The 25,897-nt window shown below is 58.5% G+C and carries 33 protein-coding genes; 20 read left to right on the top strand and 13 right to left on the bottom strand.

From position 1 onward, the window contains the following. Window positions 1-80: 80 nt before the first annotated feature. Window positions 81-584 carry a DUF4946 domain-containing protein gene (locus PMI27_RS23320; RefSeq protein ID WP_443200781.1) on the bottom strand — a complete coding sequence of 168 codons (504 nt, stop codon included), beginning with the start codon at window positions 582-584 and terminating at the stop codon, window positions 81-83. 166 nt (window positions 585-750) lie between these two features. Between PMI27_RS23320 and gloA the strand changes: the two genes are divergently transcribed. Then, window positions 751-1,272: a lactoylglutathione lyase gene (gene gloA / locus PMI27_RS23325; protein WP_008155121.1), complete on the top strand. Its 522-nt coding sequence runs from the start codon at window positions 751-753 to the stop codon at window positions 1,270-1,272. A gap of 142 nt (window positions 1,273-1,414) precedes the next feature. Here the strand turns inward: gloA and ahpF are convergent, their stop codons facing one another. The 3 genes from ahpF to PMI27_RS23340 form a co-directional block, all read right to left on the bottom strand. Next, window positions 1,415-2,977, bottom strand: coding sequence for an alkyl hydroperoxide reductase subunit F (gene ahpF, locus PMI27_RS23330; RefSeq protein WP_008155119.1), 1,563 nt, complete (start codon window positions 2,975-2,977; stop codon window positions 1,415-1,417). A gap of 140 nt (window positions 2,978-3,117) precedes the next feature. Further along, the gene (gene ahpC / locus PMI27_RS23335) at window positions 3,118-3,681 is read right to left on the bottom strand and encodes an alkyl hydroperoxide reductase subunit C (RefSeq protein ID WP_008155117.1); all 564 of its coding nucleotides are present in this window, start codon (window positions 3,679-3,681) and stop codon (window positions 3,118-3,120) included. Window positions 3,682-3,826: 145 nt separating this feature from the next. Continuing rightward, complete coding sequence (locus tag PMI27_RS23340; RefSeq protein WP_008155110.1) at window positions 3,827-4,771, bottom strand: site-specific integrase; 945 nt, start codon at window positions 4,769-4,771, stop codon at window positions 3,827-3,829. A 178-nt stretch (window positions 4,772-4,949) separates the two neighbouring features. Here PMI27_RS23340 and PMI27_RS23345 point away from each other — a divergent pair, with 178 nt between their 5' ends. After that, window positions 4,950-5,969 carry a DNA-binding protein gene (locus tag PMI27_RS23345; RefSeq protein ID WP_008155108.1) on the top strand — a complete coding sequence of 340 codons (1,020 nt, stop codon included), beginning with the start codon at window positions 4,950-4,952 and terminating at the stop codon, window positions 5,967-5,969. Here the strand turns inward: PMI27_RS23345 and gorA are convergent. Both gorA and galU read right to left on the bottom strand, forming a co-directional pair. Beyond that, window positions 5,966-7,324, bottom strand: a complete 1,359-nt coding sequence (gene gorA, locus PMI27_RS23350; protein WP_008155105.1) for a glutathione-disulfide reductase — start codon at window positions 7,322-7,324, stop codon at window positions 5,966-5,968. The genes PMI27_RS23345 and gorA overlap by 4 nt on opposite strands. Before the next feature lie 130 nt (window positions 7,325-7,454). Continuing rightward, entirely contained in the window at window positions 7,455-8,294 is an 840-nt protein-coding gene (galU, locus tag PMI27_RS23355) for a UTP--glucose-1-phosphate uridylyltransferase GalU (RefSeq protein WP_008155104.1), read from the bottom strand. A 266-nt stretch (window positions 8,295-8,560) separates the two neighbouring features. Between galU and PMI27_RS23360 the strand changes: the two genes are divergently transcribed. Together PMI27_RS23360 and PMI27_RS23365 are read left to right on the top strand one after the other, a co-directional pair. After that, window positions 8,561-8,749 (top strand): hypothetical protein, encoded by a 189-nt coding sequence (locus tag PMI27_RS23360; protein ID WP_008155102.1) that lies wholly within the window; start codon window positions 8,561-8,563, stop codon window positions 8,747-8,749. Window positions 8,750-8,888: 139 nt separating this feature from the next. Beyond that, a complete protein-coding gene (locus PMI27_RS23365) occupies window positions 8,889-9,170 on the top strand; it encodes a hypothetical protein (protein WP_008155099.1) in 282 nt (93 codons plus the stop codon). Window positions 9,171-9,181: 11 nt separating this feature from the next. Here PMI27_RS23365 and PMI27_RS23370 read toward each other — a convergent pair whose 3' ends face one another. Further along, on the bottom strand, window positions 9,182-9,412 hold the full coding sequence (locus tag PMI27_RS23370; RefSeq protein WP_008155098.1) for a hypothetical protein: 231 nt from the start codon (window positions 9,410-9,412) through the stop codon (window positions 9,182-9,184). Window positions 9,413-9,484: 72 nt separating this feature from the next. Continuing rightward, a complete protein-coding gene (locus PMI27_RS23375; RefSeq protein ID WP_008155096.1) occupies window positions 9,485-9,841 on the bottom strand; it encodes a hypothetical protein in 357 nt (118 codons plus the stop codon). A gap of 212 nt (window positions 9,842-10,053) precedes the next feature. On the opposite strand from PMI27_RS23375, the gene PMI27_RS23380 reads away from it, so the two are divergent. From PMI27_RS23380 to ada, 6 genes are all read left to right on the top strand, one after another. Then, complete coding sequence (locus PMI27_RS23380; RefSeq protein ID WP_024164534.1) at window positions 10,054-10,356, top strand: DUF1883 domain-containing protein; 303 nt, start codon at window positions 10,054-10,056, stop codon at window positions 10,354-10,356. A gap of 29 nt (window positions 10,357-10,385) precedes the next feature. Next, on the top strand, window positions 10,386-10,562 hold the full coding sequence (locus tag PMI27_RS31740) for a hypothetical protein (protein WP_160171629.1): 177 nt from the start codon (window positions 10,386-10,388) through the stop codon (window positions 10,560-10,562). A 126-nt stretch (window positions 10,563-10,688) separates the two neighbouring features. Beyond that, the gene (locus PMI27_RS23385; protein ID WP_008153725.1) at window positions 10,689-11,195 is read left to right on the top strand and encodes a methylated-DNA--[protein]-cysteine S-methyltransferase; all 507 of its coding nucleotides are present in this window, start codon (window positions 10,689-10,691) and stop codon (window positions 11,193-11,195) included. Continuing rightward, on the top strand, window positions 11,192-11,896 hold the full coding sequence (locus tag PMI27_RS23390) for a 2OG-Fe(II) oxygenase (protein ID WP_008153724.1): 705 nt from the start codon (window positions 11,192-11,194) through the stop codon (window positions 11,894-11,896). Before PMI27_RS23385 ends, PMI27_RS23390 begins: the two co-directional genes overlap by 4 nt. Window positions 11,897-11,900: 4 nt before the next feature. Continuing rightward, window positions 11,901-12,566 carry a DNA oxidative demethylase AlkB gene (gene alkB, locus PMI27_RS23395; protein WP_008153723.1) on the top strand — a complete coding sequence of 222 codons (666 nt, stop codon included), beginning with the start codon at window positions 11,901-11,903 and terminating at the stop codon, window positions 12,564-12,566. A gap of 87 nt (window positions 12,567-12,653) precedes the next feature. Continuing rightward, window positions 12,654-13,727 carry a bifunctional DNA-binding transcriptional regulator/O6-methylguanine-DNA methyltransferase Ada gene (ada, locus tag PMI27_RS23400; protein WP_008153722.1) on the top strand — a complete coding sequence of 358 codons (1,074 nt, stop codon included), beginning with the start codon at window positions 12,654-12,656 and terminating at the stop codon, window positions 13,725-13,727. Here ada and PMI27_RS23405 read toward each other — a convergent pair. Together PMI27_RS23405 and acuI are read right to left on the bottom strand one after the other, a co-directional pair. After that, window positions 13,691-14,179: a GyrI-like domain-containing protein gene (locus PMI27_RS23405; RefSeq protein ID WP_008153720.1), complete on the bottom strand. Its 489-nt coding sequence runs from the start codon at window positions 14,177-14,179 to the stop codon at window positions 13,691-13,693. The genes ada and PMI27_RS23405 overlap by 37 nt on opposite strands. Window positions 14,180-14,231: 52 nt before the next feature. Further along, window positions 14,232-15,215, bottom strand: coding sequence for an acrylyl-CoA reductase (NADPH) (acuI, locus tag PMI27_RS23410; protein WP_008153719.1), 984 nt, complete (start codon window positions 15,213-15,215; stop codon window positions 14,232-14,234). 189 nt (window positions 15,216-15,404) lie between these two features. Here acuI and PMI27_RS23415 point away from each other — a divergent pair, with 189 nt between their 5' ends. The 8 genes from PMI27_RS23415 to PMI27_RS23450 all read left to right on the top strand — a co-directional run bounded on the left by PMI27_RS23415 (window position 15,405) and on the right by PMI27_RS23450 (window position 21,626). After that, window positions 15,405-16,469, top strand: a complete 1,065-nt coding sequence (locus PMI27_RS23415) for an NAD(P)H-dependent flavin oxidoreductase (RefSeq protein WP_008153718.1) — start codon at window positions 15,405-15,407, stop codon at window positions 16,467-16,469. A 261-nt stretch (window positions 16,470-16,730) separates the two neighbouring features. Next, a complete protein-coding gene (gene modA / locus PMI27_RS23420; RefSeq protein WP_008153717.1) occupies window positions 16,731-17,498 on the top strand; it encodes a molybdate ABC transporter substrate-binding protein in 768 nt (255 codons plus the stop codon). Beyond that, a complete protein-coding gene (gene modB / locus PMI27_RS23425) occupies window positions 17,499-18,179 on the top strand; it encodes a molybdate ABC transporter permease subunit (RefSeq protein WP_008153716.1) in 681 nt (226 codons plus the stop codon). A gap of 3 nt (window positions 18,180-18,182) precedes the next feature. Then, a complete protein-coding gene (gene modC, locus PMI27_RS23430) occupies window positions 18,183-19,262 on the top strand; it encodes a molybdenum ABC transporter ATP-binding protein (protein ID WP_008153715.1) in 1,080 nt (359 codons plus the stop codon). Window positions 19,263-19,337: 75 nt separating this feature from the next. Continuing rightward, a complete protein-coding gene (locus PMI27_RS23435; protein WP_008153714.1) occupies window positions 19,338-20,378 on the top strand; it encodes a DNA topoisomerase IB in 1,041 nt (346 codons plus the stop codon). Window positions 20,379-20,450: 72 nt separating this feature from the next. Beyond that, window positions 20,451-20,672 (top strand): hypothetical protein, encoded by a 222-nt coding sequence (locus PMI27_RS23440; RefSeq protein WP_033053080.1) that lies wholly within the window; start codon window positions 20,451-20,453, stop codon window positions 20,670-20,672. A gap of 127 nt (window positions 20,673-20,799) precedes the next feature. Continuing rightward, window positions 20,800-21,030, top strand: a complete 231-nt coding sequence (locus tag PMI27_RS23445) for a hypothetical protein (RefSeq protein ID WP_007946177.1) — start codon at window positions 20,800-20,802, stop codon at window positions 21,028-21,030. A gap of 311 nt (window positions 21,031-21,341) precedes the next feature. Further along, window positions 21,342-21,626 carry a hypothetical protein gene (locus PMI27_RS23450; RefSeq protein ID WP_008153712.1) on the top strand — a complete coding sequence of 95 codons (285 nt, stop codon included), beginning with the start codon at window positions 21,342-21,344 and terminating at the stop codon, window positions 21,624-21,626. Here PMI27_RS23450 and PMI27_RS23455 read toward each other — a convergent pair. Further along, window positions 21,623-22,309, bottom strand: a complete 687-nt coding sequence (locus PMI27_RS23455) for a TetR/AcrR family transcriptional regulator (RefSeq protein ID WP_008153711.1) — start codon at window positions 22,307-22,309, stop codon at window positions 21,623-21,625. The two genes, PMI27_RS23450 and PMI27_RS23455, sit on opposite strands and share 4 nt — an antisense overlap. Before the next feature lie 181 nt (window positions 22,310-22,490). Here PMI27_RS23455 and PMI27_RS23460 point away from each other — a divergent pair, with 181 nt between their 5' ends. Next, window positions 22,491-23,321, top strand: a complete 831-nt coding sequence (locus PMI27_RS23460; RefSeq protein WP_008153710.1) for an NAD(P)H-binding protein — start codon at window positions 22,491-22,493, stop codon at window positions 23,319-23,321. Window positions 23,322-23,421: 100 nt separating this feature from the next. Beyond that, complete coding sequence (locus tag PMI27_RS0229200; RefSeq protein WP_008153709.1) at window positions 23,422-23,631, top strand: hypothetical protein; 210 nt, start codon at window positions 23,422-23,424, stop codon at window positions 23,629-23,631. Window positions 23,632-23,767: 136 nt separating this feature from the next. Here PMI27_RS0229200 and PMI27_RS23465 read toward each other — a convergent pair whose 3' ends face one another. Both PMI27_RS23465 and PMI27_RS23470 read right to left on the bottom strand, forming a co-directional pair. Then, entirely contained in the window at window positions 23,768-24,880 is a 1,113-nt protein-coding gene (locus tag PMI27_RS23465) for an acetoin dehydrogenase dihydrolipoyllysine-residue acetyltransferase subunit (RefSeq protein ID WP_008153708.1), read from the bottom strand. Further along, entirely contained in the window at window positions 24,877-25,896 is a 1,020-nt protein-coding gene (locus PMI27_RS23470) for an alpha-ketoacid dehydrogenase subunit beta (RefSeq protein WP_008153707.1), read from the bottom strand. The genes PMI27_RS23465 and PMI27_RS23470 overlap by 4 nt, the downstream gene beginning before the upstream one ends. Between the last annotated feature and the right edge of the window lies 1 nt (window position 25,897).

The raw sequence follows: 25,897 nt of genomic DNA, 5'->3' as shown, positions 1-25,897 counted from the left end.
TGAATAACTTTGTGCTTAATCCGTTTGGGTATCTAAAAATTTCAGAATGCGCTGAAACCGGCAGCCATTGAAATCTTTAACTAAAGTTTCAAGCTGTTACGGGCTGTCTCTATTTCATCCTGACTTGCCTTATAAACCTCTGCCTGCCCCGCGTAGGAAAGAACATAGGCCTTATCGCCATCCACGGCGGCAACCAATGTTTGAGAGAGCACATGCCTTCCGTTCTGCGTGATCGTGCAGGTAGTTTCCAGCGCTGATAAGCGGCTCAAGGTCGCCGGGTGAATCTTGTTGCAGACACTTTGATAACCGCCTTGAAAGAAGTCCTTTTGCACCGACTTGCGCATCTCCAGCAACACGCCTTGCAGATTCACCTGATGACCGCTTTCCACTTGAGTCATGGTCAACTCCATTACCATCACCGGCGTGCCGACCTGATCGTTTTTCACCGCGCGCTGGCGGGATACCTGAGCGTTGGCGTCATCTTGCGGGACAGCTTCGACCTCCCAGCCGTTGGGCCAGGTCATGACTGGCTCGTCTGCGTGAGCGCTGTTAACAGCTGAAAGCACACAGATCAGGACGAACATTGATTTACAGAAACGCATCATTGCAATGAACACTCACGGATTGAACCGTAAAGTCTGAGCCTCGCCCGTCGGTCAGGCAATAGCCGACTGTTTGGGTTTGGTGATGTCAGAGCCCTTGCGTATCATTGTCGCCATTCGTTAGCCCCACTTATTTTCCGGAGGGCCCATGAGCCTGCACGATTTGAACACCTTCCCAGGCGTGACTGCCCAACCTGACACCGCCACCCAGAAGTTCGTCTTCAACCACACCATGCTGCGGGTCAAGGACATCACCAAGTCGCTGGATTTCTACACGCGCATTTTGGGTTTCTCGCTGGTTGAAAAACGCGACTTCCCGGAAGCCGAGTTCAGCCTGTATTTCCTGGCGCTCGTTGATAAAAACCAGATCCCGGCCGACGCTGCTGCTCGCACCGAGTGGATGAAGTCGATCCCCGGCATTCTCGAGCTGACCCACAACCACGGCACCGAGAACGACGCGGATTTCGCTTACCACAATGGCAACACCGACCCGCGTGGCTTCGGTCACATCTGCATCTCGGTGCCGGATATCGTCGCTGCGTGCGAGCGCTTCGAAGCGCTGGGCTGCGATTTCCAGAAGCGCCTGAATGACGGCCGTATGAAGAGCCTGGCCTTTATCAAAGACCCGGATGCGTACTGGGTCGAGATCATCCAGCCTGCACCGCTGTAAAAAGATCGCAGCCTGCGGCAGCTCCTACAGAATCGAGCCTGACCTGGCTTTTGTAGGAGCTGGCGAAGCCTGCGATCTTTTGATCCACCTAAAAAAAACCCCATGATCGCTCATGGGGTTTTTGTGTTTTCAGCGTCGGGTTTTATGCCGGAGCCGAGGTCCGGATCAGGTGATCGAATGCGCTCAAGGAAGCCTTGGCGCCCTCGCCCACTGCAATCACGATCTGCTTGTACGGCACGGTGGTCACGTCACCGGCAGCGAACACACCCGGCATCGACGTTTCACCGCGGGCATCGACGATGATCTCGCCGCGAGGCGACAACTCGATGGTGCCTTTGAGCCAGTCGGTGTTGGGCAGCAAACCGATCTGCACGAAGATCCCTTCCAGCTCGACGCTACGCAACTCGTCCGACTGACGATCCTTGTAACGCAGGCCGTTGACCTTCTGGCCGTCGCCCAACACTTCAGTGGTTTGCGCACTGGTGATCACGGTGACGTTCGGCAGGCTGTGCAACTTGCGCTGCAAGACCGCATCGGCGCGCAGCTGCACGTCGAACTCCAGCAGTGTTACGTGGGACACGATACCCGCCAGGTCGATGGCCGCTTCGACGCCGGAGTTACCGCCGCCAATCACCGCCACGCGCTTGCCTTTGAACAGCGGACCGTCGCAGTGCGGGCAGTACGCCACGCCTTTGTTACGGTACTGCTGCTCACCCGGGACGTTCATTTCACGCCACCGCGCACCGGTCGCCAGGATCACGGCCTTGGCTTTCAGGGTCGCGCCGCTGGCGAAGTGGACTTCGTGCAACTCGCCGTTCTTGCCCGGCACCAACTTGTCGGCGCATTGCAGGTTCATGATGTCGACGTCGTATTGCTTGACGTGTTCTTCCAGCGCCACAGCCAATTTCGGTCCTTCGGTTTCCTGCACGGAGATGAAGTTTTCGATGGCCATGGTGTCGAGCACCTGCCCACCAAAACGTTCAGCCGCCACACCGGTACGAATGCCTTTGCGGGCAGCGTAGATCGCGGCCGAAGCACCGGCCGGGCCACCGCCGACGACCAGTACGTCAAAAGCTTCTTTGGCGCTGATCTTCTCGGCCTGACGCTCGATACCGCTGGTGTCGATCTTGGCGAGAATTTCTTCCAGGCCCATACGACCCTGGCCAAAGTTCACGCCGTTCAGGTAAACGCTTGGCACGGCCATGATCTGACGGTCATCGACTTCGGCCTGGAACAGCGCGCCATCGATGGCGACGTGGCGGATGTTCGGGTTAAGCACGGCCATCAGGTTCAGTGCCTGGACCACGTCCGGGCAGTTCTGGCAGGACAGCGAGAAGTAAGTCTCGAAGCTGAACTCGCCTTTTAGCGATCGGATCTGTTCGATCACTTCAACGCTGGCCTTCGAAGGGTGACCGCCGACTTGCAGCAAGGCCAGCACCAGGGAAGTGAATTCGTGGCCCATCGGGATGCCGGCGAAACGCAGGCTGATAGCGGCACCCGGGCGGTTGATCGAGAACGATGGTTTACGTGCATCGTCACCGTTATCGAGCAAGGTAATTTGAGTAGAAAGACTGGCAACGTCTTTCAGAAGAGCGAGCATTTCCTGGGATTTCGCACCGTCATCGAGGGATGCAACGATCTCGATCGGCTGGGTGACCCGTTCCAGGTACGATTTCAACTGGGCTTTAAGATTGGCGTCCAACATACGGGCGATTTCCTTTTTTTGCAGTTACATAAAGAGCCGACATAAAAAAACGCCCGAGCGAATCTCGCCCGGGCGTTTTTATTGGGCGGTTGCAGCTTACTTAGGTGCGGAAACCCGCCCTGATGTTGCGATCCACAGACTTAGATCTTGCCGACCAGGTCCAGGGACGGAGCCAGAGTGGCCTCGCCTTCTTTCCACTTGGCTGGGCAAACCTGGCCTGGGTGAGCAGCGACGTACTGAGCAGCCTTGATTTTGCGCAGCAGCTCGGAAGCGTCACGGCCAACGCCGCCATCGTTCAGTTCAACGATTTTGATCTGGCCTTCAGGGTTGATCACGAAGGTGCCACGGTCAGCCAGACCAGCTTCTTCGATCAGCACGTCGAAGTTGCGGGAGATGGCGTGAGTCGGGTCGCCGATCATGGTGTACTGGATTTTGCCGATGGCTGGCGAAGTGTTGTGCCAGGCAGCGTGGGCAAAGTGGGTATCGGTGGAAACGCTGTAGATCTCGACGCCCAGCTTCTGGAACGCGTCGTAGTTGTCAGCCAGGTCTTCCAGTTCGGTCGGGCAGACGAAGGTGAAGTCGGCTGGGTAGAAGAACACGACAGACCACTTGCCTTTCAGGTCAGCGTCCGACACTTGTACGAAGTCGCCATTTTTGTAGGCGGTAGCTTTGAACGGTTTTACTTGGCTGTTGATGATAGGCATCGATGACTCTCCGTCAGGGTTGAAAAGTTTGGTTGAGAAGTTGATGGAGTGGATCCTACCGACTCGATTGCCGGATGGCTCATTGGCAAAGCTCATGCTGCTCATTGGTTTTCGCTATTAGCCGAACGTATTAATAGAAGAAAACTTACTTGGCAGCGCCAATGGTTTTTTCCGCGAGCGGTGTCATCCCGAGAAACGGGCTGGCTTCAACATAGCGCATGGCGGACTTCATATCCTTCCAGCCCACGTAACTCATCAACGACTTCAAGTCCCACCCGCTCTGATGGGCCCAGGTGGCAAAGCCGCGCCGCAAGGAGTGACTGGTGTAGTGCTCGGCCGGGATGCCGGCGCGCTCCAGCGCCTGGCGCAATAACGGGATCACGCTGTTAGCGTGCAGCCCCTCCTCGCTCAGATGGCCCCAACGGTCGATGCCCCGGAATACCGGTCCACGGACCAGTGCGGCTTCGGTGATCCAGTCGATGTACGCCTGCACCGGGCACAGACGCTGCAACGCCGGCGTCTGGTAAGTCTTGCCGAGGTTTTCGCGATCGCTCTTGGTTCGCGGCAAATAGAGCGTGATGCCTGAACCGGCTGCCGCTTGCACGTGCTCGATCTGTAACCGGCACAACTCATCGCTACGAAAACCGCGCCAGAAGCCCAACAGGATCAGCGCCCTGTCACGTCTGGCTCGCAACAGAGCCGGCTGATCGTGTTCAGATTTTGCGGTGTGCGCTTCTTGCTCCAGCCAGGCAACCACTTGCTCCAGATGTTGAAGCTGTAACGGCTCGGCCTGTTTTTCTTGAGCCGGGTGTAGCGCGCGAATGCCCTTGAAGACCTTGCGCACCACCGGCGCTTTGGTGGGATCAGGAAAACCCTGGCTGTTGTGCCATTGCGCCAGCGCCGACAAACGCAATTTCAAGGTATTGATCGACAGCACACCCGCATGAGCGACCAGGTAACGCGCCACGCTGTCGCTGGTCGCCGGCAGAAAACCGCCCCAACTGACTTCGAAATGCTCAATGGCCGCCCGGTAGCTGCGACGGGTGTTGTCGCGGGTGGCGGCTTGCAGGTAACGATCCAGCTCAGTCATGGGCTCAACTCTCTAAAACGTACCGCTTTGGCAGGTGAAAACGCGTCATAGGGCTCATCACACGGGGTAATACCAGTATATCCCGCATGAATACTTGTCGTATTTTAAGTTTTTGTATGACGTGGTACATTGTGTACTTAAGTGGCATGTACCACAGTACGAAATCGTAGGAGAACTCATGGCTCGTGGCGGTGTAAACAAAGCGGTGGTGCAAGCGGCGCGCCTGGCAATTCTGGCGCGCGGTGAAAACCCAAGCATCGATGCGGTACGGATCGAAATGGGCAACACGGGCTCGAAAACCACGATTCATCGCTATTTGAAGGAACTGGATGACGGCGCCGAGCGCGCCGAAGTGCCGCCAGAACCGATTGATGACGAGCTGGCGGGACTGGTCTCGCGGCTGGCTCAAAGACTCAAGGAGCAGGCTCAGGAGCCTATCGATCAGGCTCGCGAGCAGTTCGATAAACAAAAGAAAGCGCTGGATACGCAGTTGCATGAAGCCCAACAAGCCAACACGCAATTGCAGCAGCAGTACGAGATTCAAAGCCTGGCACTGACTCAAGAGTCCGAGGCCCTGCAAGAAACCGGCGCCATGCTGCAGACCGAGCAAACCCGCAACGCCGGACTGAACCAGGCGCTGGCCGATTTCGAATTACGCTTGCAAGACAAGGATGAGCAAATCCGCTCACTGGAAGAAAAACACCTGCACGCTCGCGATGCCCTGGAACATTACCGCAACGCCGTCAAAGAACAGCGCGAGCAGGAGCAACGCCGCCACGAAAGCCAGGTGCAGCAGATTCAGATGGAGTTGCGCCAGGCCCAGCAAAGCGCATTGGTGCGCCAGGATGAAATCACGCAACTGCACCGCGACAACGAACGTTTGTTGACGGAGAACCGTGGCACCCTGAGAGAATTGAGCCTGCTGCAGGATCAACTCAAGCAAACCAACGCTCGACAGGATCAGTTGCTGGAACAGGTCAACCGCATCGACAACGAACGCACCCTCCTCCAGGAACGCTTGCGCGCTGCCCTGCTGGAAAGCCAGTCGCTGAAACAGAGTGTCGATGAGCAATCGCAGATTAACAAAGCGCTGGAAATTGAGTTGCTCAAGACTCAGGCGAGCCTCGATGAAAGCGTGCGCCTGGCGGCCGTCATTGCGACAGCGCCAGACGCATCAGACCCCAAAAAGGACGATTAACCCGCGACCGGCGTGCGCATGGTGACGAACTCTTCGGCGGCAGTTGGGTGCACGCCGATGGTTTCATCGAAGTCGCGCTTGGTGGCACCCGCCTTCAAGGCGATCGCCAAGCCCTGCACAATTTCTCCAGCATCCGGACCGACCATGTGGCAGCCCAGAACCTTGTCGGTCTTGGCGTCCACCACCAGTTTCATCAGGGTGCGCTCCTGGCACTCGGTCAGGGTCAGCTTCATTGGGCGGAAGCGGCTTTCGAAGATCACCACATCGTGACCGGCCTCCCGCGCCTCTTCCTCGGTGAAACCGACCGTGCCGATGTTCGGCAAGCTGAACACCGCGGTCGGGATCATCTTGTAATCCACCGGGCGATACTGCTCAGGCTTGAACAAACGTCGCGCCACAGCCATGCCTTCGGCCAGAGCGACTGGCGTCAGCTGAACCCGACCGATGACATCGCCAAGCGCCAGGATCGACGGTTCAGCCGTCTGATACTGCTCGTCGACTTCGACGAAACCTTTCTTGTCGAGTTTGACCCCGGTGTTTTCCAGCCCAAGATTGTCGAGCATCGGACGTCGACCGGTGGCGTAGAACACACAATCCGCTTCCAGCTCACGGCCGTCCTTGAGGGTCACCTTCAGGCTGCCATCGGACTGCTTGTCGATACGCTCAATGTCGGCGTTGAATTGCAGGTCCATGCCGCGCTTGGTCAGCTCTTCCTGCAAGTGTTTGCGCACTGCACCGTCGAAGCCGCGCAGGAACAGTTCACCGCGATACAGCAACGTGGTGTCGGCGCCCAGACCGTGGAAGATCCCGGCGAATTCGACGGCGATGTAACCACCGCCTACGACCAGAACGCGCTTGGGCAGCTCTTTGAGGAAGAATGCCTGGTTGGAACTGATTGCATGCTCGTGCCCCGGAATCTCCGGAATCTGTGGCCAGCCACCGGTAGCAATCAGGATATTTTTAGCGGTGTAGCGCTCGCCATTGATCTCGACCTGGTGCGGATCAACGATTTTGGCGTGGCCTTCATGCAAGGTCACACCACTGTTAACCAGCAGGTTGCGATAGATACCGTTCAGGCGATTGATCTCGCGATCCTTGTTGGCGATCAGCGTCGCCCAATCGAACTTCGCTTCGCCCGGCGTCCAGCCAAAACCCGAAGACTGCTCGAAGTCTTCGGCGAAGTGCGCGCCGTAGACCAGCAGTTTCTTCGGCACACAGCCGACGTTCACACAAGTGCCACCCAGGTAGCGGCTCTCGGCCACAGCCACTTTCGCTCCAAAACCGGCAGCAAAACGCGCAGCCCGCACACCGCCGGAACCGGCGCCAATCACATAAAGGTCAAAATCGTAGGCCATTTTCAATCTCCTCGGCAGTCCACAAGCATACCCGCAGACATCCGTTGGGCAAGCGCTGCAAACGATATGGGGACGGAAAATGAAAAAGCCACCCGAAGGTGGCTTTTCAATACAAGTGGGTCAGAGGCTATCAGTAAGCCTTGCCAGTCTTGTAGAAGTTCTCGAAGCAGAAGTTGGTAGCCTCGATGTAGCCTTCAGCGCCACCGCAGTCAAAACGCTTGCCCTTGAACTTGTAGGCAATCACGCAACCGTTTTTCGCCTGCTTCATCAGGGCGTCGGTGATTTGAATCTCGCCGCCTTTGCCTGGCTCGGTTTGTTTGATCAGCTCGAAAATATCCGGCGTCAGGATGTAACGACCGATGATCGCCAGGTTCGACGGTGCGTCTTCCGGAGCTGGTTTTTCCACCATGTTGCGAACACGGTACAAATCATCAGCGATCAGCTCGCCGGCGATTACGCCGTATTTGTTGGTTTCCTGCGGATCCACTTCCTGGATCGCAACGATGGTGCAGCGATACTGCTCATACAGCTTGACCATCTGGGTCAGCACGCCGTCGCCTTCGAGGTTGACGCACAAGTCGTCCGCCAGCACTACCGCGAACGGTTCGTCACCGATCAGTGGGCGGCCAGTCAGGATCGCGTGGCCCAGGCCTTTCATTTCGGTCTGACGGGTGTAGGAGAACGAGCACTCGTCCAACAGTTTGCGGATACCGACCAGGTATTTTTCCTTGTCGGTGCCTTTGATCTGGTTTTCCAACTCGTAGCTGATGTCGAAGTGGTCTTCAAGAGCGCGTTTGCCGCGACCGGTCACGATGGAGATTTCGGTCAACCCAGCGTCCAGTGCTTCTTCGACGCCGTACTGGATCAGTGGCTTGTTTACCACCGGCAGCATTTCTTTGGGCATGGCTTTAGTCGCTGGCAGGAAGCGAGTACCGTAACCGGCTGCTGGGAACAAGCATTTCTTGATCATATAAGTCCTTGATAGGGCTGTGTGTACGAGTTTCGGCGCAGTCTAATCAGGCGGCGTGCACCTTACAATGCCCCGCGCTGGCTAACCGATGCCATCATAGAGAAATATTTTCGCGGATAGTTCCCGAGATAGCTCCGCAGCCTTTATAGATAGCACAGACCATCAGATCTGCACGGCCGCGAATCGGACCACCCTACACCATCAGCACCCGTTGAGTGCATTTGGCGCTATCATTGCGCGATTGAACCAGCCAACGAGGCAGATAGATGTCGGAAGCAAAAAGTGTCAACGGATTCCTGATCAGTCAGGCGAAAGACGGCCAGTGGTGGGTAGACAGTGCAGGCGGCGAAAATATCGCCGGGCCTTTCCCTACCGAAGCGTCGGCGATTGAAGTGGCATCCGTTCTGGAGCTCGAACACCCAGCCCCGAAGCGTCGCGGCAAGGACAAGTCCTGAGAAGTACCGGACTTGGCCCAAGCCCTGCCTTGCGCAGGGCTTTTTTGTGATTGCCTGCAACTAAGTGGCCATTCGCTATAACCTTTTGATGCCAGCGCTGTCACAGGCTCAGCCCCTTCATCCTGATGACGACAACGACATGAATAAATTCTTGCCACTGATTGCGGCACTGGCCCTGAGCGGCTGCGCCACTTCCGAAACGACCTATTTGAACAACGGCGAGCAAGGCCTGGCGATCGACTGCTCTGGGGAAGCCAATTCCTGGGCGACCTGCTACGAATTAGCCGATGCCTCTTGCGCCGGCACCGGCTATCGAATCGTCGGTACCGACGGAACACCTTCAACCAAGGAAAGCGACAAGACGCTGGGCGTCGACGTCGGCAACTACAAGAACCGCAGCGTTGTGGTGGTCTGCAAGTAAGGCGCCCTGCCCTACATGTGAATTTCGGCGAACTTGATCCCGAGACCGCGCACCGTCTCGATCAATTCATCGAGGCTACTGAAGGATTCGACTTCATCGTTTTCATCCACCAGAAAATAACTGCGCCCGGCGCTTTTCTTGAAAAACACGATCCATTCGCCCGGATTCGCCGGATTCTGAATCACATGGGTGGCAGAGATGTGACCCTCTGCATGCCGCTCCCGTACCTGCTCTCGCTTCATGCTCGACTCCAGAAATGACAATGCCGCCAAAGCGCTGCTTTGGCGGCATCGGTGCTGACGGGCGACAGTTTATCAGCCGGAAATGCACGCCGTAGCGGCATTGCGTACATCCATGGGACGCAACGGCACATTTGAGATACGTTCATGCAACTTGATGCTGCTGCCAGTGGAGCGGTCTTCGATATCAAATACCGCGGCCGGCCCCGACGAGAACTTCTGCGGCACGATGACTCGCATCCCGTCCTTGTGCGGCTCGACTTGCAGGGCTCCCCGGCTGCCGGCCAGTTTTTCGGTCAGGCATTGCGCGTACTCATGAGGATTCTTGCCTGAAATTACGTTCATGGTCGGTAGCGACTCATTGATCTCCGAGACACTCGCACAACCACTCATCGCTATTGCCATAGGCAGGAACAGCACACCCCACTTCATACAACACCTCCGATAAAGACACTCCGACAGTACAAATGCTGTTTTTCTCCGAGGCATGCTGCATTTATCGCTCATAGAATTCCGAATAACTGTTTTTAATTGTCAAAGCAGACCTCGACGACCGGATAATAACCCGTTCGGGCTGATAAACTGCGCCAATCGCACATGCTATCGTTTTGATTTTGTAGAAAAAGCCCTTCTGGAGGCGCCTCATGAAATTTATCCACCAGCGCGAGCACCTCAACGAAGACGACATCGTCGTCATTCAATGCTCCCAAACATGCAATATCCGCTTGATGAACGACGCCAATTTCCGCAGTTTCAAGAATGGCGGCCGCCATACTTACCACGGTGGTGCATTCGACACCTTCCCGGCCCGGATTACTGCACCGAGCACCGGTTTCTGGAACATCACCATCGACACGGTCAACCGCCGGCCGATCAGCGTGACTCGCAAACCGACCCTGACTCACACCATCAAGATCATCCGCCGCTCCAGCACGAAACTGAGCTGAGTGACACCCAAACACCAAGACAAGCAGGTATGACCGTGGCCCAAACGACCAAGTACGTCATCAAATACAAACTCAATGGTGAACGTCGCTTCGAATTTGCCCAGCTTGAAAAAGGCACCGAAGAAGAAGCCAAGGCCGCACTGGATGCTCTTCATGGTTCGAGCGAAGACGTCATCAGCGACATCAGCGTCAGCAAAGCGCTGTAACGGGATCCGGAGCGACAACATGGACGTCTGCTCCTGTCTCTGGAATTCAACCGCAAGCGCCGGAGTGTTAACGAAGTCCCCGCTCCCTAGACTGGCCACCTCAACCTTTGGTTAAGGAGTCAGAACATGTCCACGTCCTCGATTCGCTTCATCAGCGGCACTTCCAGCCTTGGCGTCTTGCTGCTCGCGTTCAGCGCCGACGGTTTGTGTGCACTGCTGATCGGTGATGACCTGGCAATGCTGGAACGCGATCTTTCACAACGCTTCCCCGGCCAACAAGCACCGCAGCGCGATGAAGGCTTGATGCCTGCGCTGGAGCAAACCCTGCGCCACCTCGAAGACCCGCGCATCACCCTGGATTTGCCGCTGGACCCGACAGGCAGCGTTTTTCAACGGCGAGTCTGGGATGCCCTGCGGCAAATACCGGTAGGTGAAACCGCCAGCTATCTGGATATCGCGCGACAACTGGGTCAACCCACGGCTTTTCGGGCGGTGGCCAATGCCTGCGGAGCAAACCCGCTGGCGGTGATCGTGCCGTGCCATCGAGTGCTGCGCCAGGATGGCAGCCTTGGCGGCTACCGTTGGGGGCTGGAGCGTAAACGGCAACTGCTGGATCGTGAGGCACAGCGATGAGCGAGCGCTCTCTCGATGAACTGGACTGGGAAGCGCTGGCACAGCAGCTCGATCAGGATGGCTGCGCGATCATCAGGTCGCTTTTAAGCCACGAGACGTGTGATGAAATCAGCGCGCTGTATGCCAGTCCCGAACCGTTTCGCTCGCAAGTGATCATGGCTCGTCACGGCTTTGGCCGTGGCGAGTACAAATACTTCAAATACCCGTTGCCGGATATCGTCGCCCGTTTGCGCCGTGCGCTCTATCCTCGATTGGTGCCCATTGCCAATCGCTGGTACGAGCACATGGACCTGCCGACCCGTTTCCCTGAAGCGCATGAAGCGTTCCTCGACCGCTGCCATGCCGCCGGTCAGGAACGCCCGACGCCGTTGTTGCTGCAATATGGACCGCAGGACTACAACTGCTTGCATCAGGACCTGTACGGCGAGCACGTCTTCCCGCTGCAAGTGGCGATTCTGCTGTCAGAGCCGGACGACGACTTCACCGGCGGCGAGTTCGTGCTGACGGAACAGCGCCCGCGGATGCAGTCGCGCCCTCAGGTCATTGGCCTGAAGAAAGGCGACGCGCTGATCTTTGCCGTCAACCAACGACCGGTCAAAGGCGTTCGTGGCTATTACCGAGTGACCCTGCGCCACGGCGTGAGTCGCCTGCACAGCGGAAAACGGCATACCCTTGGAATCATCTTTCACGACGCGTTATGACCCCATGAACCCGATCACCTTCGACTTGTTTGCCGACGCGGAACCCGAGCAGCAACCCAGGCTCGATCGTATCGGCGAACAGTCCTGCGTCCTCAGAGGCTTTGCCCTGCCCTGGCTGGATCAGTTGCTGCCCGCACTGGACGCGGTTCTGGCGGAGGCACCGTTTCGGCAGATGATCACGCCCGGGGGCTTTACCATGTCGGTCGCCTTGAGCAGTTGCGGCGTGCTGGGCTGGACCACCGACCGCAGCGGTTATCGTTATACCCGCGATGATCCGCTGACCGGAAAACCCTGGCCGAAAATGCCCGAGGTGTTTCTCGAATTGGCACAAGCGGCGGCGCGGGAAGCGGGGTTTGCGGATTTCGTGCCGGATTCCTGCCTGATCAACCGCTATGTTCCCGGAGCCAAGATGTCGTTGCACCAGGATAAGGACGAAGCTTCCTACGCAGCACCGATTGTTTCAGTGTCTCTGGGATTGCCGGCGATGTTCCTGTTCGGCGGCTTCGAACGCGGCGATAAAAGCCAACGAGTACCGCTGTTTCATGGCGACATCGTGGTCTGGGGTGGCGTGGATCGTTTGCGTTATCACGGGGTCTTGCCGATCAAGGACGGACTACACCCGCGACTGGGCGAACAACGGATCAACTTCACCTTTCGTACCGCCGGATGAAGCCTTCGAATTCGACCGCAAGACCCGGGGTGCAGCGACCCCGTCGGCTGGCTAATCTGCATGAAACGGATCAACGGACATGAAGCCATGACAAGCCATTCGACAAAGATTGCCACCGAGAACGATCCTCGCTGGGCCGCCGTCGTCGCGCGTGATCCCCGGGCAGACGGACAGTTTGTGTATGCGGTGAAAACCACCGGCATTTACTGCCGCCCCAGCAGCCTGGCGCGTTTGCCGAAACCGCAGAACGTCGAGTTTTTCGACACCGCCGAGCAGGCCCAGGCGGCGGGTTATCGCCCCAGCAAACGCGCCGCGAAGGATCAAAGCGACATCGCCGCGCAACATGCTGCGACTGTGGCGGCCGCTTGCCGCCAGATCGAAACCGCGGAGAATCTGCCTGTCCTGAGCGAACTGGCTGTTGCGGCGGGCCTCAGCAGCTTTCACTTCCATCGGGTGTTCAAAGCGGTTACCGGTCTGACGCCTAAGGGTTACGCTGCGGCCCACCGTTCACGCAGGGTCCGTGAGCGCCTCGCGGACGGAGACTCAGTGACCGACGCGCTGTATGACGCCGGCTTCAACTCCAACAGCCGTTTCTATGAATCCGCCGATCAACTATTGGGCATGAAACCCGCTGATTACCGCGCCGCCGGTCAGAACAACGACATCCGTTTCGCCGTCGGCCAGTGTTCCCTGGGAGCGATTCTGGTGGCGCAGAGTGAGCGGGGTGTTTGCGCGATCCTGCTGGGCGATGACCCGCACCAACTGGTCTGCGATCTACAGGACAAGTTTCGGCGTGCCAATCTGATTGGCGCCGATCAAGCGTTCGAGCAACTGATCGCCAAGGTGGTTGGTTTTATCGAAGCGCCGGCCCTTGGCCTGGACTTGCCGCTGGATGTTCGCGGCACCGCTTTTCAGGAACGGGTCTGGCAAGCCCTGCGGGAGATTCCCGTCGGCTGCACCGCCAGCTACGCCGATATCGCTCAACGAATCGGCGCGCCAAAAGCGATGCGCGCCGTGGCTCAAGCCTGCGGCGCGAACAACCTGGCGGTGGCGATTCCGTGCCACCGCGTGGTGCGCAGCGACGGCAACCTGTCGGGCTATCGCTGGGGTGTGGAGCGCAAGCGTCAGTTGCTTGAGCGCGAAAACCCGTCTGAGTCTTGAATGCCGATGTAGACCGACACTGAATCCGGGCTGGTATAGACCTCGAAGTCTGTGGCGAACGAACGGCAAATCTGCGGGTTGTCCTTAAAGTAGGCCCAGATCAGGCCCCACGTCTGAATGACGCTCTCCGGCATCGCCCCTTTGGCGCTGAACACCAGGTAATCGCCTCCCTCCACCTGAATCTGCGCAAAGTTCTCGGAGGGCGCGGTGACCGCCACACCCGCGGTCACATCGAAGTAGCCCGAAGCGTCGGACTCGTAGTTGGAGTAGACGCCGTACATGAAGGAATCCGGCTGTTTGTGGGGGATCTTGTCAAAAACCCCCTCAACGAAGAATTGTTCCCACATCGGACCAATGCGCGCAGTGCCTGGTTGCTGCTCTGCGGCATTGCAAGTGCGCACTTGCAGGCCCGAGACGCTAAAGGGCCGTACTTCACGCTGCTTTACATCCATGGTCAATAGTCCTTGTCTCTGTCATTTGTCTGTTTTAATTATGGTGCAACAGTCAACGATTGACGTCGACCACCACCCGACCACGCAACTGACCTGCGAGCAAACGCGGTGCGGCCTCGATCGTTTCACTCAAACCGATTTCGTGACTGATCAACGGCAGCAAGGCGAAGTCTAGATCCTTGGCCAGACGATTCCAGGCCAGTATCCGCTTGGCTTTGGGCTGAGTCACGCTGTTGATCCCAGCCAGGGTTACGCCGCGCAAAATGAACGGTGCGACTGAAGCCGGGAAGTCCATGCCTTGCGCCAGGCCACACGCGGCGACAGTGCCGTTGGCCTTGGTGCTGGCACAGGCATTGGCCAGGGTGTGACTGCCCACCGAGTCGATGACCGCCGCCCAGCGCTCCCTGGCCAAGGGCTTGCCCGGCTCGGACAGCGTGGCGCGGTCGATGATTTCGCTGGCACCCAGTTGCTTGAGGTAATCGTGCTCGGAGGTTCGGCCGGTGGACGCGACCACCCGATAGCCGAGCTTGCTCAGCAGTGCGATGGCGAAACTGCCTACACCGCCATTGGCGCCGGTGACCAATACTTCGCCCTGATCGGGCGTCACGCCATTATGTTCCAGCGCCAGGATGCTCAGCATCGCCGTGTAACCCGCCGTGCCGATGGCCATCGCTTGCGCCGCGGTGAACGCCTTGGGTAGTGGAATCAGCCAGTCGCCGTTCAAGCGAGCCTTCTGCGCCAGTCCGCCCCAATGTCCTTCGCCAACACCCCAGCCATTGAGTACGACCTGATCACCGACCTTGTAGTCCGGATGCTCACTGGATTCGACAGTGCCTGCCAGATCGATGCCCGGCACCATTGGGAATTTTCGCACCACCGGGCTGCTGCCGGTGATCGCCAGGCCATCCTTGAAGTTCAGCGTGCTGTACGCCACACGCACAGTCACATCGCCCTCGGGCAGTTGATCGTCATTGATCTCTTGCAGTGTGGCCCGGTAACCGCTGTCGTCTTTGTCGATCAAAATGCCTTGGAACATTGCTGCCTCCAGATGGAATCACTCAGTTTTCGTGCAGTTGAAATAACACATAGCAACATTTCACCGTACTCGACTTTAAGCCAAGAGTGACACACGGAACAAAAACTCGACTGGCCTTATGTCAGTCATAGCTGTTACAAAATCTGTCCTACCGTCCCTGCCCTGTTATGACGTCGGAGAACCCTTCAAATGAGCAAATGGCCAGATACCCGCATTCTTGACCTGCTTGGCATTGAGCTGCCGATCATCCAGGCACCCATGGCCGGCGCGACCACTTCGGCCATGGTTATCGCAGCCAGTGACGCTGGCGGCTTGGGCTCGATGCCCGCCGCCATGTTGAGCATCGATCAGTTGCGCGAGGAGCTGAAAACGATTCGCCAACACACTCAGCGCCCGATCAACGTCAACTACTTCTGTCATCAGCCGCCCGCCGCCGATGAGCAACGCGCTCGAGACTGGAAGAATCTGCTAGAGCCCTACTACCGGGAACTTGGCGTGGACTTCGACGCGCCGACGCCGGTGTCCAATCGAGCGCCGTTCGATAGCGCGGCCTGCGAAGTGATCGAAGAATTTCGCCCCGAAGTCGTGAGTTTCCACTTCGGCCTGCCGGAAAAGTCCCTGTTGGATCGCGTGAAAGCCACTGGGGCGAAAGTGCTCTCCTCGGCCACCACGGTTGAAGAGGCCATTTGGCTCGAACAGCACGGTTGTGACGCAATCATTGCCATGGGGTATGAAGCCGGTGGCCATCGGGGCATGTTTCTCAGTGATGATCTGAGCAGCCAGGTGGGGATCTTTGCGCTGGTGCCGCAGATCGTTGATGCGGTGAAAGTGCCGGTGATTGCTGCTGGCGGGATTGCCGATGCACGAGGCGTCGCGGCGGCTTTCCTGTTGGGGGCTTCGGCGGTGCAAGTGGGCACGGCGTACTTGTTCACGCCAGAGGCCAAGGTCAGTACGTCTCATCACAAGGCGTTGCGCACGGCCAAGGAAAGTGAAACCGCCGTCACTAACATTTTCACCGGACGCCCGGCGCGCGGAATTCTCAATCGGGTAATGCGCGAACTCGGACCGATGAGCACCAAAGCACCGGCCTTCCCGCTGGCGGGTGGTGCGCTGATGCCGTTGCGGGCCAAGGGAGAAGCGGATTTCAGCAATCTCTGGGCGGGTCAGGCATTCACGCTGGGCGTTGAAATGACTACGGCTGAACTGACCCGGAAGTTAGCTGAGGAAGGATTGGCGAAATTGGTGGGTCGGTAACGCACTCACCTGTAGCAGCTGCCGAAGGCTGCGTTCGGCTGCGAAGCGGTCGTGAAACCAGACACCGCAGTCTTTCAGGCTAACCGCGGCAGCTGGATTTACGACTGCTGCGCAGCCGAACGCAGCCTTCGGCAGCTGCTACAGGTTCAGCGCGGCCTTAATAACGCGCATTTAGCACATTCCGTTTGCAGGCATTTCGCTATATATTCCTCTATATAGCGCTTACCCCCTCGCTGCACTTGCCTACAACGGAGCCGTTTCATGACCATTCGTGCCTCACGTTTTGCCCCCACCTGCCTGGCAACCCTGCTCGCAGTGTTCGCTTTCGGGTCCGCCCAGGCGGATGAAGTCCAGGTTGCCGTCGCCGCCAACTTCACTGCACCGATTCAGGCGATCGCCGCTGATTTCGAAAAAGACACCGGGCATAAACTGGTCGCAGCCTATGGTGCAACCGGCCAGTTCTACACCCAGATCAAGAACGGCGCGCCGTTCGAAGTGTTCCTCTCGGCGGATGACACCACCCCGCAAAAACTCGAAACCGAAGGCGACACCGTCAAAGGCTCGCGCTTTACCTATGCCGTCGGCACCCTGGCGCTGTGGTCGGCGAAAGAAGGTTACGTCGATGCCAAGGGCAAAGTGTTGAGCGACAACCAGTATCAGCATCTGTCCATCGCCAACCCGAAAGCCGCACCTTACGGTCTGGCCGCCACTCAGGTGCTGGCCAAGCTGGACCTGACCGACAAGGTCAAAACCAAGATCGTTGAAGGCCAGAACATCACCCAGGCCTACCAGTTCGTCTCCACCGGCAACGCCGAACTTGGTTTTGTGGCCTTGTCGCAGATCTACAAAGACGGCAAAGTCACCGGCGGCTCTGCCTGGATCGTTCCAGCCGACATGCACGACCCGATCAAACAAGACGCGGTGATCCTCAACAAAGGCAAGGACAACCCGGCTGCCAAGGCGCTGGTTGACTACCTCAAAGGTCCGAAAGCCGCCGCTGTCATCAAATCCTACGGTTACCAACTCTAAATGACGCTATCGAGTGCCGACTTTTCCGCCATCTGGCTGACCCTGAAACTGGCGTCGCTGACGACAGTCATCCTGCTGGTCATCGGCACTCCGATTGCGTTATGGCTGTCGCGCACCCGCTCGTGGTTGCGTGGCCCGGTCGGGGCGATCGTCGCCCTGCCCCTGGTACTGCCGCCGACGGTGATTGGCTTTTATCTGTTGCTGGCGCTCGGCCCTAACGGGTTTGTCGGCCACTTCACCCAATCACTCGGCCTCGGCACCCTCACGTTCAGTTTTGCAGGGCTGGTGATCGGCTCAGTGCTCTACTCGATGCCGTTCGTGGTCCAGCCACTGCAAAACGCTTTTTCTGCCATCGGCACTCGCCCCTTGGAAGTGGCCGCGACCTTACGCGCCAATCCCTGGGACACGTTTTTCAGCGTGATCCTGCCGCTGGCCCGCCCCGGTTTCATCACCGCTGCCATTCTCGGTTTTGCCCACACCGTCGGTGAATTCGGCGTGGTGCTGATGATCGGCGGCAACATTCCCGACAAGACCCGCGTGGTCTCGGTGCAGATCTACGATCACGTCGAAGCCATGGAATACGCCCAGGCCCATTGGCTGGCGGGTGCGATGCTGGTGTTCTCCTTTATGGTGTTGCTGGCGCTCTACTCCAGCCGTAAAACCAAAGCGGGCTGGAGCTGATCGATGATTCATACGCGTCTGAAACTGAAGTATTCAGGGTTCGCCCTGGAGGTGGATCTGCAATTGCCTGGCCGCGGCGTCACTGCACTTTACGGCCATTCCGGTTCGGGCAAGACCACCTGCCTGCGCTGCATTGCTGGCCTGGAGAAGGCCGAGCAGGGATTCATCCAGGTCAACGATGAAGTCTGGCAGGACAGCGACAAGAAGATTTTCGTGCCGCCACACAAACGTGCGCTGGGTTACGTCTTCCAGGAAGCCAGCCTGTTTCCCCATCTGTCGGTGCTGGCCAATCTGGAGTTCGGCCTCAAGCGTATTCCTCGCCCGCAGCGACGGGTCGACATGGCTCACGCGACTGAACTGCTGGGGATCGGCCATTTGCTGGATCGCCATCCGCAACACCTTTCCGGCGGTGAACGGCAGCGGGTCGGCATCGCCCGCGCCCTGCTCACCAGCCCGAAACTGTTGTTGATGGACGAGCCGCTGGCAGCATTGGATAGCCAACGCAAAAACGAAATCCTGCCTTACCTGCAACGACTGCATGATGAGCTGGACATCCCGGTGCTGTATGTCAGCCACTCACAGGATGAGGTCGCGCGGTTGGCCGATCACCTCGTTCTGCTCAGCAATGGCAAGGCGCTGGCCAGCGGCGCTATTGGCGAAACGCTGGCCCGTCTCGACCTGCCCTTGGCGCTGGGTGACGACGCCGGCGTGGTGATCGAGGGGCACGTCAGTGCCTATGACCCCGACTATCAGTTGCTGACCCTGCAACTGCCGAACACGACCCTGAACATTCGCGTGGCTCACTCACCGATGAATCCGGGTCAGGCTCTACGCTGCAAGGTTCAGGCGCGGGATGTCAGCCTGAGCCTGCAAAGCGTCGAGCAAAGCAGCATCCTCAATCGCCTGCCGGTCACCGTGATCAGTGAGTTGGGCGCCGACAACGCCGCCCACGTGCTGATCCGTCTGGACGCTGCCGGCACACCGCTGCTGGCGCGGATCACCCGCTACTCCCGGGACCAATTGGGCGTGCACCCCGGCCAGCAACTCTGGGCACAGATCAAGGCGGTGGCGGTGCTGGCGTAAATCCGCTGGCACCCCTGCTACAGCGTGCGGTCAATGGCTGTAACGGCCCGTGATCCACCGCCAAGGACTACCGCCATGCCCGATACTGCGCTGCCCGATGTGCTGCCATCCGACCTGCATTACGTCGATGACACCCAGCCCGGCATCACCCGCAAGAAACTGCGCGACAAGTTCTGCTATTACGACCCTGCGGGTCAGCGCATCACCGATCAAGACGAGATCAAACGCATCAATGCCCTCGCCGTACCGCCGGCGTACACCGATGTATGGATCTGCGCCGACCCGTGCGGCCATCTACAAGCCACCGGCCGTGACGCCCGAGGTCGAAAGCAATACCGTTATCACCCGCGCTGGCGAGAGGTGCGTGATGCCGACAAGTATTCACGTTTGCGTGACTTTGGCCTGGCCCTGCCGAAACTGCGCCAACGGCTTGAAACGCTGTTGGCGGCTCCCGGCTTCAGTCGCGACAAAGTCATGGCCACGGTCATCACCTTGCTTGATGCGACGCTGATCCGGGTCGGCAACTCCCAGTACGCTCGGGACAATCGATCCTACGGCCTGACCACCCTGCGCAACCGCCACGTCGAGGTCAACGGCACCGCGATCCAGTTCCAGTTCCGTGGCAAAAGCGGCGTCGAGCACCAGATCACCGTGAAGGACCGACGCCTGGCGCGGATCATCAAACGATGCCTGGAAATTCCCGGGCAAAACCTGTTTCAGTACCTGGATGAAAACGGTGAGCGACACACCGTCAGTTCCTCCGACGTCAACGCCTACCTGCAAACCCTCACCGGTGCCGACTTCACCGCCAAGGACTACCGAACCTGGGCCGGCAGCGCGTTGGCATTGGCGATGTTGCGGGAACTGCAGTGGGAGCCCGAGTCGGATGCCAAGCGGCATGTGGTGGAGATGGTCAAGAACGTCGCCAAACAACTGGGCAACACCCCGGCCGTCTGCCGCAAGTGTTACATCCACCCGGCGGTGCTCGATGGTTTTCTCTTGGGGGCGTTGGCTGAGCTGCCCAGGCCTCGAGCTCGCAAAGGGCTCAAGGCGGAGGAAGTCGGGCTGGCGGTGTTTTTGGAGAAGATGACCGCCACCGTTGAAGCGACGAACTGACCTGTCCATTTTTTGCACGATCGCAAATGGCTTCTATAGTTGTTGTGAACCTGAATGAGCTGCGGTGACGCCATGGAAGACATTTTCGTTGTGAAGCGATGCAACAAGATCATCATCCATGGTCGCCGAGCCGGAGAAACCGATCATCCTCCACCTGACGCCGCCGTCTGGTATCGGATCGCCGATACTCGTACCCGCGGCTTCATCGGGGACGGTTTCGATCGTGAAGAAGACGCCCTGCGTGAATGCCGGCAGCTGAATGCCAGGTCGCAAGTGACGGCCCGACAAGGCTGATGCTACCTGCCTTTCACGGGTCTATACTGAAAAACAGCTGAAGGATTAGCGACCCCATCGGCAGACAGCTCGCTCCCCGCGGGCTTTTTGCTGCCAGTTAAAGGTTTCTTGAACGGAGGTGTTTGCCATGTCCGAAAAAGAGTCCATCACCACGTTGCTCACCCTGCTCGACTCCCGTCAGGCTCGCCTGGCAGCGGCATGCAAGGAAATTGCCGACTGGGTCGATCATCAAGGCGGGCACCCGACAGCCCTCAGAATCCGTGATCGTCTGAACGACATCGAGAAGGACACGCCACTGATTCGCAATACGCTGTCGTCGCTCAAACCTGTCGACCCGCCCCTGCCGCGGTTCAGATGATTCGATCTGGACATCCTCAAGGACACGGCCTGATTCAGGACGCATGAACGGCGACCTTATCGTCACCGGGTGCGTCCTTGCGTGAGCGCTTTCTGCTGCATCCCCAACCCAGCCTGACGCTGGGCTTTTTTATGACTGCGCAGCCTGTTTCACGCTGTGTTCACAACTCACGCCCTACAGTGACCGGACTCCTTTGAAGAATCCCCCTGGCCCGCCCGCATGCGGGCCTTTTTTTGTCCACATTGCACAGGCAACGAACGTTCACCGCACGCTGGAGGTCAAACAAACACACGTCACGAAGGAGGCGTCTGATGGTCACTCACTTCAAAGTCGGCGGGCATCTGGCCTGCGGTCACAAAGGCAGCAAACTCGTTTCAACCAGCGAACTGGCCCGGGTGAAATGCAGAAGCTGCCGCAACACCGACGCGTTCAAGGATGCGCGCAAAGAACAGCGCAACGCTGCACGCCGCGCCGCACGCAAAGCCAAAGTTACGCATACCGCCAATGACTGGCGCGCGGCCTGGGTCGAACGGCTCACCGCCATGGAAGGACGGCAACGATTGCCTCGTGGTTTTACCGGTCAGCCTTTCGTTTAGCTGACAGCATCGGCGGCTGAATCGAGTTCACTCGATCCGGCCGCTGGCGCCATGATTTCCAGCAACGACATGCGTTTGAAGGCCTCGACCAGACCACGCCCCTCCTCGGGTGCGCAGGCGATAGCCAACCGCATGGTCGCCTCCCCCAAATGCCAGATCAGAAACGCAGACTCCCGAACCCGCAACGCATCGCTGTCGGGGAATACCCGCAGCATCGTGTCGGCCAACAACCCGCCCGCAATACGACTCTCCTGCAGTTCCAACGCCATGAGCTGTTTGTCCGCCTGCATCCCGGACCAGATATCACGCATCGCCGGTGTAGCCAAAACAATCTCGTAATACTGATCGAGCAGCTCCGAATAGGCTGCTTGCAATCCTTGCGCGTCCTCGACCGCACCCAACGCTTCTTCGATACAGCGACGGCTTTCGGCGTTATAGCGCTCGGCCAGCATCCAAATCACCGAACTCTTGTCGGGAAAGTATTGGTAAAGCGATCCGATCGATATTTCGGAACGCTCGGCAATTTCACTCATTTTCAATTGATCGCTGCCCTTGGTCGCGATCAGTTGAGTTGCAACGGCCAGAATTCGCTCCTGACGCTCTCGACTGCGCTGTTGCGTCGGGTTGCGCCGTGTCGGCTCTGAACCAAGGGGCTCGAGCACCTCAGGAATTTTCTTGGGCATAGGTGCACTTCCCTTTCAACAAACATGACATAGGCTCACCTTAGCACCGCTCAACAGAGCGCCCAACAGGTAGCTTCCATACGTCGGTTTCCAGGGTTCTGTCGGTTGACGGCTTAACATGAGGGTTTATCATCTTTTAAACGTGAGCATCACTCACATTAACCCGATGGAGATGAACGCGATGAAAACCACTCAAGAAAAAACCCTGATCCTCGGCGCGACTGGCAGAACCGGGCGGCGAATTGCCCAACGCCTGGAAGGCCGGTCTGTGCGTCTAGGTTCCCGCGTGGCGACCCCACCCTTCGACTGGGAAGATCGAGCTACCTGGGAAGCAGCCCTTGATGGCATTCACGCGGTCTACCTCTCCTTTCAACCAGACCTCGCTGTCCCTGGCGCACTGGAAACAGTTCAGGCATTCACCGATCAGGCGGTCAAAAGCGGTGTCAGCAAACTGGTGTTGCTATCGGGGCGCGGCGAGGTCGAAGCAGAGCAGGCCGAACACGTCATCCAGAACAGCGGAGTCGACTGGACAATCCTGCGGGCCAGCTGGTTCTTCCAGAATTTCAGCGAGGCGCATTTCCTGGAGCCCATCCTTCAAGGGGAATTGGCCCTGCCCGTCGGTCATATCGCAGAGCCGTTCATCGATGCAGAAGACATCGCCGAGATCGCGGTCGAGGCGCTGACCAAACCGGAACACTCTGGCCAACTCTATGAACTGACGGGCCCACGAGCGCTGACATTTGCCGAAGCCATCGATGAAATCGCCCGTGCGACAAACCGCGAAATCCGTTTCGCCGCAGTGCCGCCCGAGGCTTATCGCCAGGCGCTGGAACAGGAAGAACTTCCTGCCCAACTGATCGACCTGGTGCTCTATCTTTTCACCACCGTGCTGGATGGCCGCAACACTCCGGTGGCCGATGGCGTACAGCGTGCGCTCGGTCGGCCGGCGCGGGACTTTTCCGACTATGTTCGGCGCACGGCGGCTACGGGCGCCTGGGCAAATGAGGGATGAAATCGAAGCCGCTTGGCGGCAAACAGATTTCTCGACTAGGGTTCTATCGAATCGAAATCGCGCCGGCTGTGTTGGCGCGCCTTGATCAAGGAGGAGACCGATGACACCTATTCGTATTGCTGAGAAAACCTATCGCACTTGGTCCAGCCCTATCTTGCTTGAACTCAAAGAAAGAGAGCATCAGCTCGATCCGGCAGCCCGCCAGGCCCTTCAAAATGTCTTGGTCGAGAGAAGGCTTGTCGATACCGGCAACCCTTCTGGCGAAGATCGACGCGGTGCTAATCCAGGGGCTGGCGGCCCGGGTCAATAACTGCCACGGGCTAAAACAGCAAGCCAGAAACAAACAAGGGTTTGCATCAGCTTTCGCTCGCAAACCCTTGATTTAATAGCATTCCTTACGCAGGAATCGACCTGGCGCCCCGCGAGAGGCCACCAGGAGGGGGGCGTCAGTGCTGTTGCACAAAGTCCAGAATCAATCGGTTGACCTGCTCGGCCGCTTCCATCTGCACCATGTGCGCCTGACCTGGCAGGACCTCGACCTGGGCCTTCAGCCCGGCGCTGTGGTTCACCGGAATAATCGCGTCGTCACTGCCCCAGATCAGCAACACCGGCTGCTGGCCTTCTTGCACCACATGGCGCAGATCCAGCTGCTGCCGGCCCTCGGTAAACAGACCCGAAACCAGCATCCTCAATGCCGCGTCCACGCCTTCCAGGCGCTTGTACTTCAGCATGTCTTCGAGCATCTGCCGGTTGACCAGTTCGGGGTTGGAGAACAGTTGCACCAACTGCGGCTTGAGGGCATTGCGGTTGGCAGCCTCGACAAAGCCTTGCAGGTAATCGCCGTTGATGTCCTCGCCCAGACCGGCGCTGCCGATCAAGGTCAGGGAACGGACCCGCTCCGGAGCCAGACGCGCAGTGTTCAGCGACACCGCGCCGCCCATGGAGTGACCCACCAGATGCGCTGCGGGAATGTCCAGGTGATCGAGCAGTGCCAGCACCACGCCGCTCAGCTCATCCAAGTCCCCGCGCTCCAGCTGTTTGGTCGACTCGCCATGGCCCGGCAGGTCCAGTGCAACCACCCGGCGGCCAGCGGCTAATGCTTCGTGATTTAACATCCAGTTGTTGAGGTCACCGCCAAAGCCGTGCACCAGCACCAACGGCACCCCGCCTTCGCCGCGCTCGAAGTAACGGATCAACCGTCCGTCCAGCTCGACCTTTTGCGGCTTCGGCCCGCTGTCTTCCTCGGCACCGTCACCGGGCACGAACGCGGCTTGAAACTGCTCGACCACCGCATCGATCTCCGCCTCGCTGGCCTCGCCGTCGACCACGATGCCGAGCAACGCGCCCACCGCCAGGGTTTCATCCTGGCGGGCGATCTGCCGACGAAGCACTCCGGAAAACGGCGCCTCGACACTGCTGGAGATTTTGTCGGTTTCGACGTCCAGCACTTCGTCGCCCTTGGCGATGACCTGGCCTTCCTCCTTGAGCCAGACATCGACCCGGCCCTCGGTCATGGACAGGCCCCACTTGGGCATGGTCAGGGTATGGATCTGGCTCATGAACGCTTGCTCCACTCAATCACCTTGAGCACGGCGTTCTCGATCTTCGCCGCGTCGGGAATGTAGAGGTCTTCCAGGGCGTCGGAGAACGGCACTGGCGTGTGCGGCGCAGTCACCATCTCGATCGGCGCCTTGAGCGAGGCGAAGGCTTTTTGCGCCACCAGAGCCGAAATGTCGGTGGCCATGGAGCAACGCGGGTTGGCTTCGTCGATGACCACCAAGCGCCCGGTCTTCTCCACACTTTCCAAAATGCTGTCTTCGTCCAGCGGGCTGGTGGTGCGCAGGTCGATCACCTCGCAGTCGATGCCGCGCGCGGCCAAATTGCGGGCGGCGTCCATCGCGGTGTTAACCGTGCGGCCATAGGAGACCAGCGTCACGTCCTTGCCATCACGCAGGAAGTTGGCTTCGCCGAAGGGGATGGTATAGAGCTCTTCCGGTACTTCGCCCTGCATGCTGTAGAGCATTTTGTGTTCACAGAAGATCACCGGGTCGTTGTCGCGGATGGCCTGGATCAGCAATCCTTTGGCGTCATAAGGTGACGACGGGCAAACCACTTTCAGCCCCGGAATGTGGGTCCACAACGAGGTCAGCATCTGCGAGTGCTGGGCGGCGGCCCGCAACCCGGCGCCGACCATCGTGCGGATCACCAGTGGCGTGGAGGCCTTGCCACCGAACATGTAGCGAAACTTGGCCGCCTGATTGAGGATCTGATCCAGGCAGCAACCGGCGAAGTCGACGAACATCAATTCACACACCGGGCGTACACCACAGGTCGCGGCGCCCACTGCAGCACCGACATACCCCAACTCCGACAATGGCGTGTCCAGCACTCGTCCAGGGAACTGGTGATAGAGGCCCTTGGTCACGCCCAGAACCCCGCCCCAGGCGTCGTCTTCACCGGGGGCACCGGCACCGCCGGCGACGTCCTCACCCATGATGAACACGCTGGGATCGCGACGCATTTCCTGGGCCAGCGCTTCGTTGATTGCCTGCTGATAACTGATTTTTCTCGCCATG

The organism is Pseudomonas sp. GM41(2012) (assembly GCF_000282315.2).
Lineage (GTDB): Bacteria > Pseudomonadota > Gammaproteobacteria > Pseudomonadales > Pseudomonadaceae > Aquipseudomonas.
The sequence above is the reverse complement of the archived record's forward strand: the minus strand, read 5'-3'. Positions and strand labels throughout refer to the sequence as shown.